Source organism: Orientia tsutsugamushi, assembly GCF_900327275.1.
Lineage (GTDB): Bacteria > Pseudomonadota > Alphaproteobacteria > Rickettsiales > Rickettsiaceae > Orientia > Orientia tsutsugamushi.
In genome coordinates, this window is record NZ_LS398548.1 from 907,573 (window position 1) to 930,524 (window position 22,952).

General features: G+C 32.8%; 16 protein-coding genes and 6 pseudogenes. 6 read left to right on the forward strand and 16 right to left on the reverse strand.

Annotated features, from left to right (window positions below; all coding sequences use genetic code 11):
• Positions 1–58 precede the first annotated feature (58 nt).
• The 5 genes and pseudogenes from DK405_RS16105 to DK405_RS04860 all read left to right on the forward strand — a co-directional run.
• A pseudogene (locus DK405_RS16105) lies at positions 59–934 on the forward strand (AAA family ATPase); the annotation flags it as partial.
• Positions 935–1,417: 483 nt separating this feature from the next.
• Positions 1,418–2,254 (forward strand): conjugal transfer protein TraA, encoded by an 837-nt coding sequence (locus tag DK405_RS16110; protein ID WP_458692999.1) that lies wholly within the window; start codon positions 1,418–1,420, stop codon positions 2,252–2,254.
• A gap of 118 nt (positions 2,255–2,372) precedes the next feature.
• Positions 2,373–3,890 carry a toprim domain-containing protein gene (locus DK405_RS15710; protein ID WP_410522034.1) on the forward strand — a complete coding sequence of 506 codons (1,518 nt, stop codon included), beginning with the start codon at positions 2,373–2,375 and terminating at the stop codon, positions 3,888–3,890.
• 13 nt (positions 3,891–3,903) lie between these two features.
• A complete protein-coding gene (locus DK405_RS15715; RefSeq protein WP_410522035.1) occupies positions 3,904–4,455 on the forward strand; it encodes a hypothetical protein in 552 nt (183 codons plus the stop codon).
• A gap of 51 nt (positions 4,456–4,506) precedes the next feature.
• On the forward strand, positions 4,507–5,502 hold the full coding sequence (locus DK405_RS04860; protein ID WP_064613309.1) for an Rpn family recombination-promoting nuclease/putative transposase: 996 nt from the start codon (positions 4,507–4,509) through the stop codon (positions 5,500–5,502).
• Positions 5,503–5,511: 9 nt separating this feature from the next.
• Here the strand turns inward: DK405_RS04860 and DK405_RS04865 are convergent, their stop codons facing one another.
• From DK405_RS04865 to DK405_RS15720, 10 genes and pseudogenes are all read right to left on the reverse strand, one after another.
• A complete protein-coding gene (locus tag DK405_RS04865) occupies positions 5,512–7,266 on the reverse strand; it encodes a type IV secretion system DNA-binding domain-containing protein (RefSeq protein WP_064613307.1) in 1,755 nt (584 codons plus the stop codon).
• A 3-nt stretch (positions 7,267–7,269) separates the two neighbouring features.
• Positions 7,270–8,415, reverse strand: coding sequence for a tetratricopeptide repeat protein (locus tag DK405_RS04870; RefSeq protein WP_064613305.1), 1,146 nt, complete (start codon positions 8,413–8,415; stop codon positions 7,270–7,272).
• A 15-nt stretch (positions 8,416–8,430) separates the two neighbouring features.
• Positions 8,431–11,082, reverse strand: a complete 2,652-nt coding sequence (locus DK405_RS04875; protein WP_064613304.1) for a conjugal transfer protein TraG N-terminal domain-containing protein — start codon at positions 11,080–11,082, stop codon at positions 8,431–8,433.
• Positions 11,082–12,384: pseudogene (locus tag DK405_RS04880) on the reverse strand (conjugal transfer protein TraH). The gene DK405_RS04875 and the pseudogene DK405_RS04880 overlap by 1 nt, the downstream one beginning before the upstream one ends.
• Entirely contained in the window at positions 12,381–13,079 is a 699-nt protein-coding gene (locus DK405_RS04885) for a conjugal transfer protein TraF (protein ID WP_410522048.1), read from the reverse strand. The pseudogene DK405_RS04880 and the gene DK405_RS04885 overlap by 4 nt, the downstream one beginning before the upstream one ends.
• 212 nt (positions 13,080–13,291) lie before the next feature.
• Positions 13,292–14,611, reverse strand: coding sequence for an ankyrin repeat domain-containing protein (locus DK405_RS04890; protein WP_109510608.1), 1,320 nt, complete (start codon positions 14,609–14,611; stop codon positions 13,292–13,294).
• Positions 14,612–14,770: 159 nt separating this feature from the next.
• Positions 14,771–16,462, reverse strand: a complete 1,692-nt coding sequence (gene traN, locus DK405_RS04895; protein ID WP_109510609.1) for a conjugal transfer protein TraN — start codon at positions 16,460–16,462, stop codon at positions 14,771–14,773.
• The gene (locus tag DK405_RS04900; protein ID WP_109510610.1) at positions 16,459–16,842 is read right to left on the reverse strand and encodes a TrbC family F-type conjugative pilus assembly protein; all 384 of its coding nucleotides are present in this window, start codon (positions 16,840–16,842) and stop codon (positions 16,459–16,461) included. The genes traN and DK405_RS04900 overlap by 4 nt, the downstream gene beginning before the upstream one ends.
• 22 nt (positions 16,843–16,864) lie before the next feature.
• Positions 16,865–17,647 (reverse strand): annotated as a pseudogene (locus DK405_RS04905) (TraU family protein); the annotation flags it as partial.
• Between the two features lie 88 nt (positions 17,648–17,735).
• A pseudogene (locus DK405_RS15720) lies at positions 17,736–17,840 on the reverse strand (IS5/IS1182 family transposase); the annotation flags it as partial.
• A 200-nt stretch (positions 17,841–18,040) separates the two neighbouring features.
• Between DK405_RS15720 and DK405_RS04910 the strand changes: the two are divergent.
• The gene (locus DK405_RS04910; protein WP_045913066.1) at positions 18,041–19,030 is read left to right on the forward strand and encodes an ankyrin repeat domain-containing protein; all 990 of its coding nucleotides are present in this window, start codon (positions 18,041–18,043) and stop codon (positions 19,028–19,030) included.
• On the opposite strand, the pseudogene DK405_RS04915 reads toward DK405_RS04910, so the two are convergent.
• The 6 genes and pseudogenes from DK405_RS04915 to DK405_RS04940 all read right to left on the reverse strand — a co-directional run bounded on the left by DK405_RS04915 (position 18,944) and on the right by DK405_RS04940 (position 22,654).
• A pseudogene (locus DK405_RS04915) lies at positions 18,944–20,106 on the reverse strand (TraG/VirB4 family ATPase). The gene DK405_RS04910 and the pseudogene DK405_RS04915 overlap by 87 nt on opposite strands.
• A gap of 471 nt (positions 20,107–20,577) precedes the next feature.
• Positions 20,578–20,715 carry a hypothetical protein gene (locus DK405_RS12740; protein WP_162562990.1) on the reverse strand — a complete coding sequence of 46 codons (138 nt, stop codon included), beginning with the start codon at positions 20,713–20,715 and terminating at the stop codon, positions 20,578–20,580.
• Positions 20,712–21,236: pseudogene (locus DK405_RS04925) on the reverse strand (TraE/TraK family type IV conjugative transfer system protein). Before DK405_RS04925 ends, DK405_RS12740 begins: the two are co-directional and overlap by 4 nt.
• Positions 21,220–21,513, reverse strand: coding sequence for a peroxiredoxin (locus DK405_RS04930; protein ID WP_410522036.1), 294 nt, complete (start codon positions 21,511–21,513; stop codon positions 21,220–21,222). The pseudogene DK405_RS04925 and the gene DK405_RS04930 overlap by 17 nt, the downstream one beginning before the upstream one ends.
• Positions 21,514–21,515: 2 nt before the next feature.
• A complete protein-coding gene (locus DK405_RS04935) occupies positions 21,516–22,292 on the reverse strand; it encodes a tyrosine-type recombinase/integrase (RefSeq protein ID WP_081420607.1) in 777 nt (258 codons plus the stop codon).
• Between the two features lie 134 nt (positions 22,293–22,426).
• Positions 22,427–22,654: an Arm DNA-binding domain-containing protein gene (locus DK405_RS04940; protein WP_045912527.1), complete on the reverse strand. Its 228-nt coding sequence runs from the start codon at positions 22,652–22,654 to the stop codon at positions 22,427–22,429.
• Positions 22,655–22,952 lie beyond the last annotated feature (298 nt).

Sequence of the window (22,952 nt, forward strand, 5' to 3'; positions counted from 1 at the left end):
GCTAGCAAAATCAAAAAAACCATGCTAACTTAAAACTCAGGTGAGAATTGGTATTGAGATGGCTATACAGTTTACAAGGATTGAATTTTTAACTAGAAGTAAAGGAGGTGATAGTTGTCGTAAGGTAGCGTATAATGCAAGAACTATTGTTAAAAATGAGCAGACAAAAATAAGGTATAACTTCTTTACTAAGCAGGATGTTGAAAAAGCAGTAAAAGATATACCAGATCTAATAGCAAGAGAACAGTTAGTTCAGCAAGTGCTTAGTTCAAATAGAATACTAGAGTTATACCATGATGATGGTGAAAGTAGCAAATATTTTACGACAATTGAGGTTCGAAATGAGGAGACGAGAATAATCAGAATAGCTAATAAAATCAATAATCAGGTTTATTACAACGATATTTACAATCTTAAAAGTGATATCGAAGGTCTAGCAAATGTTAGTGAAGAACAGAAACAAGCTCTAAGGCATATTTTGCTTAGCACTAGTGGAGTTAGAGTCTTGAGAGGAAGAGCTGGTACAGGAAAATCTTATGTTTTAATAAAAGCGCATGAGCTCGCAACAAATCGTGGACAAAAAGTTATTGGTCTTGCTCCTACTCATAAGGCAGTATCAGAGCTGAGGAGCAAAGGTTATACAGAGGTCTATACAGTAAAAGGATTTTTATATAATCGAAAAAAAATTTTTATGCAAGACAGCTTAATAGTAGTAGATGAAGCTGGAATGGTAGGTACTAAAGCTTATGCAGAGCTGTTTAGAGTAGTTAGAAACAATAATTGTCAACTGATACTTGCTGGAGATGAAAAACAGCTAGCTTCAATAGAAAGAGGCGGAATGTTTGAGATGCTGAGTAATATTTTTGGTTCACATGTTTTAGTAAATATTCGAAGACAAAGTGAAAACTGGAGCAAAGAAGCAGCAATGGAGTTTGCTGAGAGTAATATTTTAAGCGGTATAACCTTACTGAGGCAAAATAACTGCGTTAGGTTTGATAATACGTTGCAGGACTCAATGAGTAAGTTAATATACAACTGGAGTCTAAGCAAATTTAAACCACATGAAAAATTGGTAATTACAGTACGTAATAAAGATGTCGACATTCTTAATTCAAGTATTAGGTCTTTGTTAAAAGCAAATGGTACGCTAAAAGGCACAGAATATGAGCGTTCTATTGATGGAAGGAAAAAGTCATATATGGCAGGAGATAGAATCGTATTTCAAAAAAGCTATAAGGATTTACAAATACAAAATAGTGAATTTGCAACTTTAACTTCGGTTAGTAAAAATAAATTTATAGCTAAGACAGATGCAGGAAAAGAGGTGAGTTTTGACCCAAGCAAAATACAATTTAAACATGGCTATGCAAGTACTGTTTATAAGGTCCAGGGAGCTTCTATAAAAGATGTATACGTTTTGCATAACGGAGTAAGTAATATAAGCAGCTCATACGTAGCTATGACAAGGCATATAGAGAACTTGCAGCTATATTGCAATAAGAAAGCTACTGCAAGCATTAACAGTTTAATAAATCAGCTCAGCAGACCAAATGAGAAATCAGCTAGCATAACTCTGAAAACTGCTCATGATTTTGAGAAAGAACGGACAAAGACAACTGTTTTTAGTAAAGTTTTTAGTAAAGTTGAAAACTGGTTTAAGTCTATAATCAATGATATCAATGATAGATCTCATGTGAATGAAGAATATTATCATTTTACCGTTAAACCAGAGCAAGAAGCTAAAGTAGAAAAAGTCCAGCAAGAGAATAGCATAAAGCAATGCACCACCAAAGATATTTCTACTCCATTGTTTATGCAAATCAAAGAACAAAGACAATATGATTATGATGTAACCATTCTGTCAGCAGAAGGAAAAACGATATCAAGTTTTCAGGAAGCTGGCATTGATAGCAGAATGGTATATAGCTCAAATGTAAATAATTTGAAGTACTATCAACCATTTCAAGGAGAAAAGATTCTTATAGCTGCAAATAATTATAAACAGAATAAAGAATATGTAAGCACTATAAACGAGGCTGCAAAAGTACTGACAAGCAAAGGAGCAATCACTAGCATCGTAGTTCCTTCAGAAGGTGAAGATTTTAACGAAATGCTAAAAAATAAAGGAGCCACAGCTGTTAAGGAGCTTATGATACCTGAAATCATGAAGTTAATTAATACTCAGAACGTAAAAACAGAGTCTGAACAAGTGGTGAAAACTAACATAGCTCCAAAAATTGGAGTTAGACGGTAGTGCTGAAGATTTGAAATTGAATGTAAGCTATTCATTCATAGAGCAAATTACAAAATGAGCTATACATAACAGCTCACAGTGATGTTTGTAATTTGCATTATGCCCTGCTAAGATAATAATGACTATATATGTTCTTCATAATAATGGTGTATGCATAGAAAGTTCTAACATAAGCATGATAGGGAATGCAGAGCAAATACGGTTGTACTACAATGTGCAAGCTACAAAAAATGTTGCTAACCTAATAGAGCAGCTTAGCACAGCTAAGACAGACTCTATCAATTCAAAAGAGGAGAATAATGATGTTCAAGCAAATGAAGTAAGGCAATATCAATCTGCTCAAAACTATAGAAAAAACGATTATTATTCAAATAGCAAGGAAGAACTACAAAAATTGAGGGATGCAATAGCTTATAGAGCTGACACTATAGCTCGTGATATTCTTGGAGATCCAAATAACCGCCTATCTAAACACGGAAGATTACGTTGGGAAGACACTGGCAAAATACAAGTAACCACCGAGGGCAAGTACGCTGGACAATGGTATGACTTCAGCACAGGACAAGGTAGTAATTTATTATCTCTGCTTCAAAGAGAAAGAGGAGGCAGCTTTTTTGAGGCAAAGGAATATTTGAAAAGTATGGTTGGAATGTCTAATATTAATCAACGGTATCAGAGACCGCCTAAGACTGACGATTCTCAACAATACACTCAACAATCTGAAAGTGTTAAAATCGCAAAAGTTCAAAACTTGTATGAACTATCAAGCAGAATACATGGTTATGAGATAGATACGAGCCCAAGCGCAGAAGTTGAAATAGTAAAAAAGTATCTTGAAAATCGTGGTATTACTTTTGACAAAAGCACCGCAAGTTCAGACTTAAAAGCAAGTATACTGTTTGATACTCAAACGAGAGAAAATTATCCAGCATTGACAGCATTTGCAAGAAATTCAAAAGGAGAAATTACAGGAGTACAGGCCGTATATCTAAATTCGGCAGGAGATAAGGCGAATATTTCAATTAACAGAAGATCTTTCGGTAAAATCAGCGGATCGTTCATAACAATCGCAAAGCGAAATGCGAATGACCCTAATATAACAATTATAGCAGAAGGCGCTGAAACAGCATTGAGCTTGCAGCAAGCAGGAATTAAAGGTAATATCATTGCTAGTGCAGAAATTTCGAATTTGACAAATTATTCACCATTTCCTGGTGAAAAAATCATCATTGCAGCAGATAATGATAGCAAAAATTCTCTAACTAATAATACTGTAATTAAAGCTGCAAAAATATTAGAAATGAAGGAAGCAATAACTTGTATAGTTAAACCACCAGAAAATGGTGATTTTAATAATCTGCTGCAAAGTTGTGGAGACCAGTCAATTAGAGACATTATAGAACCTGAAATTACTAAACTGACTAAGGCAGTTGAAACAACCAAACTTACTCAAACAGAAAATAATAGTATAGCAAAACAAAATGATATTACGAATGTTAAAGAATTGTATAATAAATCGTCATCTCTATACTACTTTAAACAAGAAGAGGAAGCTAAGGTGGAAACGATAGTTGTGAATAAATATTCAGAAAACCATACAGGAATTTATAGTTCAAAAATCTTTAATAATTCATAATTTAAGGGCAAATATGGTTTTTGATGAAGAGACTCAAAAATCCTGGCCTGCACTCACTATTTTTGTTAAAAATGACAAAGATGAAATTACTGGAGCTAAGATATTAGCTCTGAATTCAAAAACATGTAATAAAGCTGATGTAGCTGAAAAATCTGTTGGTACAATTAGTGGGTCATTTGCTGAAATTGCTCAACAGAATTCAAAATACTCACCTGTAACAATCATTACAAAGGATATTGAAACAGCGTTAACCATTCAACAAGCTGGAGTCGAAGGCAAAATCTTATGTGCAATTGAAGCCGAAAATTTGCAAAACTATAATCCTGGCCCAAAAGAAAAGATCATTCTAGCAGTTAAAAATGACGTAAATACTGAAAAAGCTGAAAAAGTTCTGGAGGATAAGGAAGCAGTAGTCTGCACAGTCAAAAATGACTTCAATAATGTATTAAAAACTCAAGGATTATATGCTGTTAGAAATATTATCAGCCCTGAAATAAGAAAACTTAATGAAAAAATTGAATCAATACAAACTAATATACAACCAGGATTATGTCCGAAACACTAGGCAGAGTATGACACAGCATTTTTTATTTAAAAAACTATAGAGTGAAAAAATATGACAAAACAATTAAAGCATGATTCATTGGCAAAGACAATCATGAGCGATCCAGTGGCTGCACAAGAATTTCTAGAGTATTATTTACCAATGAATTTCAAGAGTTTAATAGATTTATCACAAATAAAAGTAGAGCAAGAGAGTTATATAGAAGAATCGTTAAAGAAAAAATACAGTGATATCGTCTATAAAGTTGCAACCAAAAAACATGGCAATGCTTTTATTTATATATTAATTGAAGCTCAATCAACCGTCGATTATTGGACAGCTCTGCGGTTATGGAGATACACATTGTTATTGTGCGAAAGGCATAAGAAAGAAAAAACTAAATTACCATTAGTGTATAATTTAGTGATCTACAACGGCAAAGAAGTCTACAACGCACCTAGGAATTTGTGGGATTTATTTACCGATTCAATGATAGCTAAGCAATTAATGACCTCTGACTATCAATTAGTCGATTTACAAAGTATGTCGAATGATGAAATTGTTAGGAAAAAGCATATCGGAATGCTCGAATATATGCTAAAGCACATTCATCAACGAGATATGTTAAAGCTTTGGGAAGAGTTTCTAATAAAGTTCAAACATGTTTTAATACTTGATAAAGAAAAAGGCTATATTTACCTAAGATCATTTTTATGGTATACTGATACTAAATTACTAGAGAGTCAGCAACCAGAATTAGAGCAGGTTCTGGCTAAGTATTTATCTGAAGAAGAAAAAGGTAATATTATGAGAACTATTGCTGCAAAATATATTGATGAAGGCAGAGCTGAAGGTGTAAAGCTTGGTGAGACTAAAGGCAGAGCTGAAGGCAGAGCTGAAGGTATAAAGCTTGGTGAGACTAAAGGCAGAGCTGAAGGCAGAGCTGAAGCCGCACAAGGGCTTGCAAGAAACTTATTAAAAGCTGGCTTTTCAGTTGAATTTATTTCTGAAAATACTGGATTGTCAAAAGAAGAAGTGATTAATTTAAAAAATAACATAGAGTATTAATTTTTCGAATTAATACTCTACTAACTTAAGTTTTTTGAGCAATTTATATTCACAAACAAAAGCTGTATTTAAGTTTTGTAGCTGCATAGTTAGTTTTGTGATAGGAAAGTTACCGGCAAGCTTTACATAACATGTAAGGTCTGGTAGGTTCATAATTTCAGATGGCATAACTAAAATCTTTTTACGCTCAACATTATTCATATTTACCCCATCTCGCATAGTATTTGATCCATATGACAAGTTCTCTTGAGTTTCAATAATTTCTTGCTCACCTAGTGTTAATGCTGATTTATAAGCTGTAACCTGATCGCTAACTCGAAAAATAAATTTACTATTAAACAAATCCAGCATAGAAGCACATTCAGCAGCCCCATATATTGCTTCTAATTGATGAATATTCTGCAATCCAGCAACAAAGCAGCCTCCATACTTTCTACTTTCAGCTAAAGCAACTGGTAAAGACGAAACTTTTTGTAGAGCTGGAAGTTCATCAAGTATAAACCACATGTTTTTGTTATCATGATTAGGATTTCTACACATCAAAGCCTTGATAGCTATGCTTATCCAGGCTGAAATAAGTGGGCATAAAGTAGCTCTTTGATTTGGGTTAGCTGTGATAAATAGCCAGCTAGTTTCATTTGAATTACTAAACCATTCTTTTATGCTAAAACTACCTCCAGGCTTTAAATATTGTAGCGAAGTAATATTCTTTCCAAGCGTAGACTGAATTCCTGCAGAAGTTTCGAGCGCGCTTTCACTTATAATACCTGATACAGCAGTGTTTCTAAAAGCTTTTGCAAATTGTCTATTATCAGAGTAAATGATTGTATGAATTAGTTTTATGATATCTTTATCATCCTTATATAGCTTCAATGCTTCAGACAAGACTAATTCAGCATTTTTAGCAAAAAAGTCATCAAGTTTAGGAGTATAATTACTAAAACTACTCGCTATATCATGAAAATCAGCTGCTTCAAAACAATCATTCCAAGGCAACCATTGTTCACTATTTTTTTCAAAAGGATTAAGCAGCTTATCACATTTAGGGTCAAAAAATCTATCAGTAAAAGCTCCAGTAGTGTCTACAATTATTGCTCGATCCTTATGTAATCGAATTTGTGGTAGCAGTTCGTTAAGCATATTAGTTTTACCGGTACCTGTTGTTCCAGTAATCAGAATGTGTAATCTTTCACTATTCTTTACTAATGGTAAGCCTCCAAAACGGATTTTCGAGGCCTTTTTAGCGCTTTTTAGCATTTTGGCTAAGCATTTGTATCCTACAAAATCAGCACCTCTAATTTTGGCCTTAATAATCGTTTTTTTACCTTGAGCTGTAAAGAAAACAATTGAGATTATCACACCAATAGCAAAAACAATTAATCCTTCTAACAATGCTGAATTAATTAAGAATTCCAATAATTGCTGTATTTTAAATCCATGTTTGCCTGTATAAAACTCATGCAAAAAGTCTTGAGCATTGAGGTGCATCCATTTTTTAAACCTTAAACTATAAAACTTAATGCCTATTTGATCGATATCATAAAAATGTTCACCAATTGCTAGCTTAAGCTGCACATATCTTTCAATTGCGAAATAATACAAGCTGCTCAGAAAAACTTTTTGATATAATCGACATATAATCCAGAATATCGATAATCCTAATCCAATTATAAAAACGTTGGTACTACCTTGCCCAAACATTCTTAACTTATGAGCAAATAACTGCGATCCTCTTGTGAAATTTCCTTGATTCTGAAAATTCATCAATTAAGAGTATTTTTTCAAAATCTGTAGTTTTTGCTCATACTCTTTTACTCCAGTAAAATTCTTCAATTCTGTTAACCTTTTTAACATTGTTTCATGTTCTGAAATGATATTAGGATTATATTTAATAGCTAATAAAAAATTCTCTTTAGCGCTTGAGTACTGCCCTAAGTTTACTAATGAAATTCCTTTTTCAAGATAATTTTTAGCAAAATTAGGATCATATTTAATAGCTATATCATAATTTTTAATTGCTTCTTGATGTTTACCTAATTTCTCAAAAACCATTCCTTTGATATAATAGGAATCTGCACAATTTGGATCAATTTTAATAGCTAGGTTACAACTTTCCATTGCTTCTGCATGTCTCTTTAATAGATTTAATACATATCCTTTATTATTATAAGCTTTTAAATCATTAGGATCGTATTTAATAGCTAAATCAAAATGTTCTATTGCATTCTGAAATTGTCCCAAAATTGCTAAAGTTAAACCTTTATTATGATATGCTTCTGAATAATTTGGTCTGTATCTAATAGCTATATCATAGTTTTTAATAGCCTCTTGAAATTGTCCTAAATTCATTAATACTGTGCCTTTGTTATAATAAGCTTCTGGATAACTAGAGTTATACCTAATAGCAATATCAAAATTTTCCGTTGCATCTTCATACCGTCCTAATCTTGATAAAGAAGCTCCTTTATTGTTATAAGCTTTTGCAAAATTAGGTTTATATTTAATTGCTAGATCATAAAATCTTATAGCTTCTTTATCTTTTCCTAATTTTCCATAAGATGCTCCTTTGTTATTGTAAGCTTCTGCAAAATGAGGATTATATTTTATGGCAATATCATAATTTTTTATTGCTTCTAACGGTTTGCCAGAATCATTTAAAGCTATTCCTTTTTCTAAATAAGCTTCTGGATAATTAGGATTATATTTTATAGCAATATCAAAATTTTCTATTGCTGCTTGATATTTTTTTAGCCTTAAAAAAGAACTTCCAATATTGAAATATTCTTTAGCTAAAACATTTTTGTCTTTAATGCTATTTTGTTGAATTAGCTTGTTTTCTTCTATCGCAATAGCTGTATTTAAAAGCATTACCTGTAAAATTATTGTTATAGCTAATTTATATATATTTTTCATAAATCCAACATACCTTTAACTTTTATCTTTTTTCGTTATTCCAAGATTTTTCAAAGCTTGCTTACCAGCCCTTAAAAATGTTGAATCAGTAGTATCAGAAAACTTTTTCTGTATTTTTTGAGTCTCATTTTTAATATTATCAGGAATTTGATTAAGAGTCTTTACTTTTTCATTATCACTCAAAGTTTGTTCCATATTTTGTACATGCGTTACATTGCTGTTATTATGAATGTTACTAGCATTAGCTTCTAATCGCTCAACATTTTCATAAAAATTTGATTGTAGATCTTTTTTAGTTGAAAAGTTAGCATCATTGATATGATCATTCAAATCTTTAGGTACTTCATTGTTGATTTGAGCAACATCAAAAGCAATTTTTTCTGCTTCAGCTGAGTGATCTTTAGCCCATCTTGCAGCTTGCTCCTTGCTGCTTATTTCAGGATTTTGATCAATAATAGCATTTAATACAAGTTCATTGATGTTACGATCAATAGTGATAGAGTTTTGAGATACATAATTCATGCTATAACTAAGTTGCTCCATTTCTTGTTTAGTTTTAGCTATTTCTTGTCCAATAGATTGTTGCTCAGAAAGATTAGCATTTAGATTCTCACTTAATGACCACACATCACTATTTGTAGTACTGAATCTTCCTTCTTTAACTGCACTTTGAATTTTTGATAATGCTTCATTATATGACTGCTGTTGATTAGATGATTGCCCTTTGTTACTTTCATTAGCATCTCCTCCTAAAACTCTACTATTAACTCCCCACACGCCACCTCCGGCACTAGTACTAGTACTAGTACTTTTACTGTGGCTACTACCTGTATGCTGACTAAAGGACTCACTATCGGAACTTACCTTTTGCAGAGCTTGGTATTCACTCTCAGTTAGGCCTATAGCACGAATTTCATCGTGAGTTAACCTTTTGCCTATTTCCATTGTAATGGAGTTTCCTGTTGAAATAAGATTGGCCTCTTTTTGTGTCAGTGAATTAAGCCTGCTCTGAGAACTCATAAACTGGTTTTGATATCCAGTTTGTAGCAGTGCAGAAGAGCGGAAGTTTGTTTCCAATGAATGTACAGTTTGAATTACAAATTGCTCGCCATTATTTCCAATAATAATTTTGTAGCTACCATAATTGATAATACTATCAGTCATATCTAATGAAGGAGCTAGGTTTTGTTGAGAAATAGTTCTATTGCCTATGCTGTAATTATCCATACTCAAGTTATTGTCGACTATATTACTTCCTAAGCTGCTAGCAACTTGTATAGGAGAGAACTGGCTGGCTAAGTTAGCTGTAGCATGAGCGCAAGCTTTTATCACTGACCAAGAAAGCATTGGTATTGATGATGCAAGCATTTGAAACGTCGCATAGCTATATAAAATCATCTCTGCAAAGCTTCCTTGCGATAGCATATTCAGACCATAATCACTACCGAAAGCTCCAGATTTACTGGATAAGCTGATCATTCCTAGACAATGGATTATTGTAAAAAATACTGGCCAGCTGCTGACCCATATTATTAACAAAATCCATGTTTTGAGTATGTTATAGCCGCCAGGTAATAGGCCCATTGGAAATACAATAAAGATCATTGAGACTACTAATGCAAAAAAAACAGATTGTAAAATAGGCATCATGTGAGCAGCCATTTCCCCAGCGACTAGATACGAAAATGATTTTTGAAAGAGCCCTCTGATTGCATGCATACTCACCAGATTAGGATAAATTCGTGATAATGAAAACTTCTCACGCCAGTCATCATATGACTCACGATTAGCATTGAGAAGCATAGCTTGCTTCATCCATTCATGAATATCTTGCTGCTCTCTCTGTAAATATTTTAGTGTGTCTCCAGTCATGACTTTTAGTCTTTGACTTAACATGCTTGACTGATCAGATTGAACTCCAATCGCAGCTGCAAACTTGGTTAGAAGTCCTTCATTTAATTCTTTATGAATTGCTGCTTTAATCAATGGAGTAGCTTGTCTACAGCTCTTGAAACTAATGGCTAAATTACTCGGTTCGCGATAATAAATACCGAAATTATTAGGTATATTCTGCTCGATAAATCCTATGATATCATTAGTTTGTTGAGCAGCAGCTTTTTTGCCTAAGATATTACCTATGATGTAAGGCTTCATAAAGCATTGTCTAAGAAATTCCTTAGTATTAGTTAAAGTTACTGGATCATGTATTTGCACATCTCGAATCTTAGCTACAGCCTTTGCTCCAAACATAATACCAGTTTTTCTGCTTGATAGTCCTTCATAAGCCGGTAAAAGATGATTTTCCAACATTTTGGACACAAAGTAACTCGTTTGCGATGAAAGAGAAGCAAACATTGCAATACCTATCGGAATATTATCAACTTTTACTGGCGCACTCATTGATACCTCATCCTTCAGCCAAACAGTAGATTTGGGAGCAAATAATAGCGTAAAAATAAATATCGATGGAAAAAACCATTCCATAGCAAAGATGCCGATATTTCCTCTAAAAATAGCCCTAGTAGCAGCCCATATGCCACCAATAGTCAAGGCTAAGTGTCCTACTGGAGTAAAGTATTCGCTATTTGAAGCAAAGACTCTACCTATGCCGTTAAACACATGCCACAATAAGTCTCCACCACCAAATGTGTATATTACGTAATCCATTAACTTTTCTCCTTCGCTATTAAATGCTGCTCTATTAATCTAGCCCTTTTATCTATTCGATTTGCATCTGTTTGTAGGCTAGTCCATTTCTCATTTGCAAACAGTTGAACTCGATTCAATTCCTTCAAATATCTTTCTAAATGTTCATTCGAAACTTGCTTAGCACCTAGTGAAGTAACGGCTCTACGTATTTCGGTGATTACTTCCTTCAAATGCTGAACTAATGTATAGCTAGCTATTAATTCTGATGAGCTATCTAAAATTGTGACTCCAGAAATAGCTTCTAATGTAATATAATCATAAATCGGAAATATATCTCCAATCGAAGATAAAAAGGCTATTTCAGAGTCAATGAATTCAGAATTCTTATCAAACTTAATTTTTAGATTAGTCAATTGTTGTTTAGCTTTACCTGCATAAGATTTCTCTGGCAATATTGTGATATTTCATTGCAAGCTTGGATGCAAGCAACTGACATTATCACAACTGTAAATCGAGGCTGATTCTCCGCCTTTTAAATGACTAATCCAACTTTTTTCATCCTGAGCTAATGAGTCATAAAAGTGTACATTATTGTTTGTAACCACGATAGTGCCAGTCATAGACATGATTGAATCATGCATATCTGATGGTATTCCAACCTTTGCTGCTGCTTTAGTGAAGATGTTATAATCATTCTAGCATTAGCTCTGAATCCTTATTTTGTGCTTGTCGCAGAGCTTGTTTTTGAGCTAAATCATTACGACATTTTTTACTAGCAGCAAAATAATCAAATCCACTTTGTGACTGTATATCACGGCAAACAGCTTCTCTCATAGCCCAGTTTCTTGGTAAAGCTGTAGCAAATAATGCTTTTGTTAATTCACAATCTCCTTTGGCAAATTGATTCATCTCCATTGCTAGATTACGCAAGTCCTTGAGAGCGTTCTCAATCTGTGGAGCAAATGTTTTTAATCCTAATGAAAATGCATAAACTTTAGCTTGAGAACCAATGTTTTTCATTAGTTGAACTAATTCTTCTCCAGAAATAACAGAGAAGCTACCAAGATAGGCGTCAATACCGCTACAGCTCATGTTTAAAGATGGTGGAGTTATAGCAAATGGCTGAAAGGATGTTTGGCTTGTTCGAGCAGACAATCCACCAGCTGCATAATATCCAGCCGCTTGATCTTGATATGATCCAGATCTGGTGACATTAACACTCATTCCTTGAAATACGTTTTCGATATTCCAAGCCAGTGATACTGGAGCTTGTAGCAATAATAGTATTGTAATAGCATAAACTCTGATTTTGATGCTCATCTAGTCTCCAATTTATGATAATATCTATCGATTGCTAGAATATTGTCGATAATTTTATCTTCAGAAATTATGCCTCTAGCTACTGAATATATTTTTTTACCATCGCTAGCTACTAGGTATAACACAGGTACAATATGCTTAGGGTTTAGTTTATTCAGCAACTCATTATTCTTACTGACAGCTAGCAACTGAAATGCATATTTATTAGCAAAGCTCTGAACAATAGGCATAAAGGCATTACAGAGCAAGCAATCTTCTTTAACTTGTAAAATTAATTCACAGTTTTTAGCAATGTTTTTAAGTTTTGAGTCGTTTTCTTGTCCTGATTTTTCTTGATACAGTTTTCTATGTAAGCTATTAGATGGCTCATGAGCATTAATCAGTTGATAATCAAGTAGAGTAGCTAATTGCCACATAGTAGCAAACTTATGCGCCTTCTCCATGATTTGCTTCTGCAATCTTTGGGCTGTAATTACATTTTCGAGCGTTGGATTATCAAGCGCTATACGCTGAGCTCGATTAAATTGCTCCTTTAATTCCTCGATTCTATGATCATGAGCGCTCCTCATCAACTTAGAAGTAGATTCATCAAGCTCATGACCATGTTTATCATTGTACCATAAAAACCCTGTAGGCAAAGAGTTAGCAGTAGCTAATTCTACCGATAAGTAATTAAGTAGCCCTATAATTAGCATTATTGCTAATGGATTCATTATTGCATTATTTTTATATCTATCTAAAATGAAGTTTAGTCAAAGAAGAGAAGCATGATGCAATCAAAGACTGCTAAAATGCTTCAACTATAACCCATAATAGTTATTATCTTATTTGCGATAATACTAGTTACTACAAATCTAAGAACATAACAAATCAAAACAAAGCAACTAAAAATAGATGTCGTCAAATCTTAAATCATTTCATGAATACTGTCCTCTCCCAACGGTACTTTACTACGTTCTTCGTTAAGCTGTTGAAATGCTCCAAAATCATCATCATCCAATGTGTCTAATATCTGCTCAGTTATGTTGATAGGTAACTCACGCCACTTTTCCAAAAATTTATCAGCATCGGTTTTTGCTGAATCGGGTTTTAATTTTAATATCTGCTCCTTATTTTCCGCTATTATTACCAGCGAGTTATTTGCGACCTTTATTTGCCCTTCCCTCCATAATAGCCTTTTCTCTTGCAAGTGCTCTGCGATTTTATGCTGATCATGTTCAATAGCTAAAGCTAAATCTAAAACTGTATAACCGTCTTTATTTTTCAAATTAAAATTAACATTATTACTTGACAAACTCTTTATTAACTCTGTTGAGCGATATGAAATAGCTACATTACTATTCTTTCTTAGGTATTCTTCATATCTTACATGTAAATCTTTAGGATGATATAAAATAGCCAAATGTAAAGCAGTTTGACCATCATTATTTTGTATGTTTGTATCTACTCCTCTATTCAACAGCATATCTGCTGTATCTATAAATCGCTTGTCATAATCATCTAAATGACGCTCGTAAGAAAGAACAGTACTAAGAAGATTAGTAGGAAATTTTTCAAAGCTATACTTAGCAATTAAATGTAAAAGAGTTTGACCATCATTATCTTGTGAATTTATCATATTAGGATATGTATATATATCTAAATCTAACAAAAACTGTACTACATCTTTGAAGCCATCTCCAGCAGCTAAATGTATTGGAAATTTCCCGCTCTTATCTTTTATATGAATATTAGCATTCCTATTACACAAAAACTCTACTAGATCTTTGCTGCCATTTCGAGCAGCAAAGTGTAAAAGAGTTTTACCATAATCATCTTGTAAATTAATATTAGCTACACTATTAGGCAGAATCTGCATTATTATATCATTCATACCATGCCAAGCAGCGACATGTAGAGGAGTCCTACCATCCTTATTTTGTGCATTAATATTAGCATTTTTATCCAATAAAAGATATATCATATCTACACGGTTATACCAGATAGCAATATGTAAAGGGGTGGCACCATAAACACTTTGCTCATTTGGATCAGCTCCACTATCTAACATAAGCCTCACTAGATTTATATCATCATTTCTAATAGCCTCATGTAAATCAAACCCAATACCATATAATGCATTGATAATGTCACCAGCATTATATTGTGCTAGAATCTGCTTTACCCTTTCTACATTACGCACTGCGGAGGCATAACGGAATTCAAGCAATAAATCATTATTATTCATTAGTTTTTCACCATATTTAATATACAATAATCATACATATTTTATGTATTTTATTATTATACATTAAAAAAAAATTAATATAAAGTAATATACAATACAATAATTACTAATACAATTAGTAATTATTGTATCTACTACTCTGCAAGTTCAATAAGTACCTCAATAATGTTGCATTTGTTGCATACGATGAACTTTATCTTTGATGCCTGCAATAATGTCTTTGTTCATGCTGTTTTGAGCCTTAGTGAGTATATCACCAAATAGTTCGTCCATATTGATTTTAGTGAAATCAACTTTTTGTAATTCCTTAACAGTAAGGCCTCTACAATTTGGACATTCAGGTGTTCCAAAGTCTATTTTTAGCTGTTTTCTTGCTTCTTCCTGAAAAATTCTAGCAAGTTTTGACTGAAAGCAGCAATAAGTAGACTTTCTAGCTAAGCAAATACCTAATATCGGAATTCTTGAAGAACAGTAGGTACCGATATAGTAGCAATAACCTTTTTTTCTATATAGAGCTAATTCTTGTTCCTTAGATTTACATTGCGATAAGCCTATATCACGCCCCCAGCCAGTCATTGAAGAACAGCAATTCAAAAAACTAAATACGTCCTTTTTGCATTTGCGATGTTTACCTGAAAATACAGAAACGGGATTTGTTTTAATATCTTTGCTCATCTGATTTAGCATCGCTATATGAGCTACTTTAGCTATATCCCTGTTTGGTATAATAGTTGGAGTATTGCAATTGCCTCCTAAACAAAAGATTGAGTTATTACGCAATGATGAGTGTAGCATTGTTTGCTTCTCAGTTGAACAGCTATAATCGTGCTGCCAGAGTAAACAAATATTTGCTACCGATTTTTGGCAAGTGCTGTTTTTTAATTCACAATTTTGTATTTTAAGGTGTTTGCAACCATCTTTTGGATCGCTAGTACAAGAAAAAACAATCTTTTGTTTCCAATATGGACGATTGACTTTAAACTTGTCAAAAAATACTCTATCACCACCATCATAGTTGATTCTATTGACCTCATAGCATTCGTTACTTTCTGTTAATTGCTCAAGTTCAGGGTTTAAAACTTTCCAATATTCTGCTACTTTCCTTAGTTCTTGAGTCTTATCTCTGTAGTCATAGTGAAGTATACATATTTTTTCATTTACTTCTAATAAAAAATTTCTACCAATATGCTGTGTAGGTACACCGAGCCTATTAACAATAGCCCATTTCATTTGTCTTTCAATTGCTTCGGGATCATCTACTAGGCAGTATATTTGCGCACCTGATTCATCATAGACATCGCTACGACTCTTAAGCCAATTACTATGATTCTCCTTTATTTTTTCTGTTGCAAATTCCATTTGCCGGTTTTGCCATGGAAGCCATACATTCTCTAATCTGCACTCAACATTTAATTCTCGAATAAGTTCAATATTGAACTTACTGCCTTCAGTACAACTTTGAATAATTTCAGTATTAGTTGTACTTGTCTGAGTTACGAAGTTACTGCTATCAAGTGCACTTAAAGGATCAGATTCAATTCTCATTGAATTAGCTATCATATAATTTTGATCGTTGATATTATGTTGAGTTAAGGCATTGTTTTTACTGTTTTCAGCTTGAAATAACATTGCCCCACTTTCTGTACTAAGCTGATTACGGCCATGATAGGTTAAATCCTCATCATTATTAGGATAATTGACATTACTACCTTGATGAAATAATTCTTGTGTATTTGAAGAATTTCCAAGATTTACATTATAGTTGCTAGCTTCATTATAACTGCTTTGCATTGAAGCTAAACAACAATTGATGTTCAATATTATCAAAACTAGTACTATAAGTTGCTTCATGGAGTATTCTCATTCATAATTTCTAATGCTATTGCTAAAGGAATATGGCCAGTTAATTTCTTGGTTAATCCTCTTTTTTCATCATCTATTACTATCACTGGTACAACATCAACCTTATATTTCTCAAACAAGCTAGGATCTATATCGAAGCTAATATCAAGCTCCATAGTTTTATTCTTTGTTTGTGTAAATGAGTTATTAATTAACCCACGCATAATCAATTGAGCTCCAGCCTTTTGAGACTCAGCGAAATAGCTTTTTAAAGCCTCATCACTCATTGAAAATGAGACAAAAATAAAAGTTTTTTGCTTGTCCAAAAAAAAAGCATTAGCATTATTAACAAATAATAAAACCATCAACATCATTACTCGTATAACCATATTCCTCTCCAAGCTTTATAAATCAAAGCAAACAGCAATCTCTTTTTCGCCAAATCAAGTAACCGAAATCTTCACCATTAACTGGAAATTCTCTACCAGCTTGCCATATAGCTTCTGTTTGACCTATGCTCTTGCAGGATTTTGTTTCTGGAATTGGATAAGTCATTTGTAGTCGATACTGACTTTTCTTGATAATAGGCATTGGATACTTACCACATAGGCCTTTATAACCATAATATCCCCATAACATCAGTTGCCTATGCATCTTAGCCATAAATTTACTTACCATTAATACAGATGTTCCAACTCCACCATTATGCGCTGCAGCTGTTCCAGTAAAAGGGTAAAGCATTCCTTGACATCCAGCACACCAAAAAGCATAATCACTTGCTAATAAACCAGCGCTACAACTCATGCAATCAGCTATACATGCTTGATAAGCAGCTACATTTTGAAACAACAACGTTTCTGGATTTAAAATCGCAGATTTAGCATCATCACTCCATAATGGATCAAACTCTGTTAAATATGCTATATCGACTGCAGCCATTTCCAGACAAATAAAATCAAGCAAAATTTCCAGCCAGTAAATCACGGGATAGACATACCAATGAATGTGGTAAAAAGCACTTCCTTCAGCCTAATCTTTCATGCCTTTTTGAGTAGCAGTTCCAAATGACAAACCTCCAAGACTTACCATACACATTGGTGATTTTGTAACATCTACAAGGCGTACTGGCTCCCAAAATCCAACAGGAATACCAGGTACAGGTATTGGAATCCATGCCTTAGGACAAAGACATACAGCTAAGCTACTATAAAACAGTTATACTAGATACTTTTTTTGATTCAGAAAGCATCTAGTATAACTGTTTTATAGTGGTTTTGCTATATTAAACCTCTTTCAAAACTGGTTGACGTAGTTCAAAATTATAAATGCCAGAGATCAAATTAAATCTAAGACCTAATCTTTTACGTCTATTTTGATATTTATCAGCTTTCGAAAGAGGTCTATTATTCTACTGGAAGCATTAGTATCATGCATTGAACTGTTTGCAAAGTACAGAGATATAGTAATTTAACCTATATTATCACATAAATCAATTTTAAGTTGCAATATCGCTCATTTTATGAATAATATCTTTGCGTTTTATGAATAATATCTTTGAAAGTATAATATAATTTTAAGGAAAGAACTATGAATAATTATTTACGGCTTCGCGCTCACCTACTATATGTTACTACAAGAAGTAGTTTTAGTCCTGTAAATAATCATCCTTTACTTTATGCTGCTAAACACAACTACCTAGATGTAGTAAAGCATCTGATAGAACATGGTGTAGATATCAATACACAAAATCTACGTGGAAGCACTGCATTACATATTGCTGCTTATAACGGCAACATACAAATGGCAATGTTTTTGTTAGCTAATCATGCTGAGGTAGATACACAAAATGCATATAGCAGTACTGCTATATATTATGCTGCTGAACAAAGTAACGTTGAGATGGTAAGGCTTTTATTAAGTTATGGAGCTAATCCTAATTTGCAATGCTACTTTAATCAAACTCCTTTTGAAAGAGCTTGGCTCAAATATATTGATAATCCGGAGCTACATTTCGAAATGATGAAATTATTAGTTACTAACATTGTTAAGACAGAATATTGTAACACTGTAGATACTAATTTATCAGGTTTTATACACAATAAAGGGCTTATTAATGAATCAGAACAGCTAAAGGAACTTGAACAGCAATGTCATAACGAAATAAAACAAATGTGCTCTATCTCTGTTGGCAGCAGTTGTCTATCTTTTTTTGATATATTTGTACTGCAAAAAGATATAAATACGCTAGCAAGATGTGCTAATAATCCTGATATTGTAAAGTGTCAGAATAGATTTCTCATGTACTCTTCCTGTATTGAAAAATCTATTGAGAAAGGGAAAGCAAGAGCTAAGCTACTACAAGAAGCATCTGAATCAATGGATGAGATATTTGAATCCAATCAGGATGCTTCTCAAAAAAGTCAGACATCTTGGTCTCATTTGCCACCAGAAGTAAGGCTTATGATATTAGAGAATTTAGGTAATGACGATTTAACAAAACTTCAACACAATGAGGAAGCAGCAGCTGAGGCTGAAGCTCAAGTTGAAGGAGCATATGCTATATATGAGGGAGAGTAGCGCAAGTGTCAAAGCTCTCTGTAGCATTGGTTGTTGCAAATCGCTTGTTCCATACTGTGGAGCAGCCATAGTTGCTAAAATGGATGAAAAGTTAGATAAAAAGTCGGATCTAGCCTCTATAGACTTTGCGCTGTCATCCTCTGGTACTTCGGAAAATGGATTAATTGATACAGGATTTTTCATGTCAAATTCTATGTAGCTACCGCCTAGAATCAAGCATGTACGCTTAAATGATCTTCCATAATCAAGAACAAAAACCTTACCACCAACTCCTAGAACCGATAGCATTAATTCTTGCATAAAAACAGATTTTCCAGACCCTGGAACTCCAGCTATACAAAGTTTAAAGTTCTCATTTGGAGCTACTGCATTCTTATTTAATGCAGGTAATAAAGCTCCACCAAAAGGTAACCAATACATTATTTGTCCTCGTCTACCAGCTAGTAACATACCTGGAGAGCTTAAATCACCTTTCCATTCACCGATTATTGGTAATAATACTTTACTCTCTACAGAAACAGTTTTTATACCTCTACCTAAGCTAGAAAGCGCTACTCCAACTCCTGATGTTTTATTTTGACCAAATACACCTTTTGGGCCTTGTTCAACTAATTGCATTGGTAGTGCAGCTAGTAACACGGCCACATGATCATATTTGCATGGAACAAAATACCATCCACTGCGTCTTAACATCGAGCAAAACGCTGATGCAGATTGCTTAGCTTTCATGGACCTAAACGTATCTTTTAAAGCATCTCGTCTGCGAATCATATCATCGATATTTACATTTACATTAGGTATAGTCACTGAAATCAACAATACTACATCCTTTACAGAGCCTGACTTTTGAGCTTGATCACGCAAAAACTCTGTTCTTTTATTAGCTAACTCAATAAATACCTCTCTTTTACGATATGACTGCCAGTTGCTTAAAAAATTCTCTATGCCGAAACACTAGCTTCAACCAATGTCCATGCAAGCAATACAAAACCTATTGAACCACGATTAAGGAATAGCTGAGTCTCATCATCATATGATTCATAGACAAAATGTTTAGAAAATCTTTCTCGATTTATTGATCATATTTCTACAAGTATTAGTTCATAATACTATACTTAATAACTTGAACATTGACAATTGTAATACTCGTATATTACCTCTTTCTAACTGTTTCTGATTCTAAATTTGCATTTGCAAACATGCGAACAATAAATAAATAGCTATTAATTAAAACTATATTTTTAATATATCACATAATTATAACGCAACATTCTCTCTTGCATACATTTTCTTCACTAGCTTTCATATTTTTCCTTATCCTAATCTGGCGTTATTAGGATCGAAAACTCCATCGGCAACCATTTTCTTTATTTCATATAGAGATTTGCATTTTGGACCTTTAGGAATTTTACAGTCAAAATCACTTTCGAAAAAGAAACTGGTTATGTTTATACAACCCAATAGCAATAATAAAAACTTCATTACAAGTATTATTGTGATGCTTATAAAAGTTAAGGCAATTACTTGCTTTAGGCGAATAATACTTGCTAATTCTGATAACTTGTATCAGAAATCTCAAGCTTAAGCAAATTGTTAGCTTTTAACTCATATTCTACAGCATATATATTACTAACACCGACTAGTCCAATCAAACCTATCATAAACCTCAAAACTCTAATACTCATTTTTTTATTCCATTCTCTTTAACACCACTCAATAACAAAAGGTAATTAGGAGTTCGCTTGTAAGTCAAAAGGTAAGTCTTATCGACAGCTATATGTTTACTATCGCTAAATCAATAACGAAGCGTTCCACTAATTAATACTCCATTCATTTATCACTTCAACATTCTTCGGAAAAAAGACTGAAGATACATTTGAGCCTTTAACAAATTGCAAATGATTCTGAAAAAAATTTTTAAAGATTCAGTATTACTGAATGCCACTTTCATGTCTGCTGTTTGTCTTTCTACCTCATTTGGAGAAGTAGTAAATAAAAATTTCATCACATAAATTGCCCATTCCTTTAAATAGGTTTCATGGTAATTTTTTGATGAAACCATCATTTTACGATCAGGCTCCATTGCTGGAATTAATAACCACTTTTCTTCTTTGGTAATTGCAGCCATTATCGCAATTATATTAGCTGCAGCTAGCAATATAGTTACTGAAAGTAAGCATTTATTATATTTAACCAGTTTCATCATATCCTAACTCAAATTTTAAACAGAGCTTATCTTTAAATTTTTGATGTGAAGCAATATTATCTTTGGATACACCAAGAATTATCGTGTTTAATTTATTGAATTCAGAAATAGCTTCATTAAATTTCTGTGCTTCAATTGTACACCCAGGAGTATTATCTTTTGGATAAAAGTATAGTACTAAATTTTTACCTTCATAATGACCTAAATTTATAATTGAATTACTAGTAGTAATCATATTAAAGTCTGGGGCATCATCATTAATTGTTAAATTTTTCATGTTTAGTCTCGTAAATTGGCGCACTTAGCAATTTCGTTAGCAAATTTTTGTATTGCATCTCGTACAACATCTGTATTAAGATGTATATAAAATTTTGTTGATTGATGGTCATTATGATTTAACAATTTGCTAATTACAGCTATTGGTATTCCAAATTTTGCCATCCAACTACCAACAGTTCTTCTAAGATCGTGTATCCTTAAATTTTTTAATCCAGCTCTTTTACAAACTCTTTTCCATGCTACATTTATGCTCGTTAAATGTCCGCTATTTCCTCTTTGTCCAGGAAATACCCACTCACTTTCTGATGAATATGGATACTGTTTTAATTTTTTTATTAGTAAATTTATTAATGGCACTGTTTGCGATTCTCCATTCTTAGTCTCTCGTATATACCACACTCCTTCTTCCAGTCTTATATTTTCCCAACACATTGATAATACATTATTTCTACGAGCTGCAGTATATAAACTTATATAGACAAAATATTTTAAGTATGGATTCTTATCTTCTTCAACTGCTGCTAAGAATCTTGGCATCTCTTCTAGAGTTATATATCTATCTCCTGCTTGCATTTTATGAATTTTTATTCCATTAGCTGGATTTTTTTCTATTAATTCTAATTCTACTGCTATGTTCAATATTGCATTTATTAACTTAAGCGTTTTATTTGCTGAATATTTACCACCTTTATTTGCATTATTAAATATCTTATAAATATCTTCTTTTCGAATATTAGAAACATGAATATCGTGCAAGTTTTTTAAATAATTATTCATAATGCCTTTGTATAAACTTTTGCTACTATCTTTGAGTCTTCACTGATTAATATATAGATCATATACCTCCTTCAATGTTGATGCATTCTTTGTTTTTAAAGGATCTATTCCTTTAGCAATTTGTCCCTTTAAAATCAGCGTTTTTTTCTAGCATAATTAACAGATATATTTGGAAAATTCCATAACTTAATTTTTCTATATACTCCTTTAATTGTTATCCCTAAATAAAGTGTTTTAGTTTCTCCATACAATACTTCTAGAAATAAACCTTTGTCTTTAGTATCTCTGTATACATCTCTTTTTTCTTTTGGGGGCTTTATTTTACTTATAGCTATTTGTGTAAAATATAATATCACTACCATAATAAATCACCTTTATTCAACTATTAATATTTAAGATTAGAAAAACAATCTGTTGTATGCTTTTTTTGAAAAAGCAAGTTTTTTCGTAATAATTCAATAAAAAAATTAAATGATTTTTTAAATCTTTGCTTCAACTATAGATTATAGCAGCATTGCAATTTTAAGTCTTAGTTGAAAAATCGCGAATTAATACTCATTTAGGGTGTATTTGTGCTGTATATGTTCTGATTTTTTTTAAACTATGTATACTTGCATTGACAAAAAATATAAATTCAACTACTGTTAAACTAACGATATA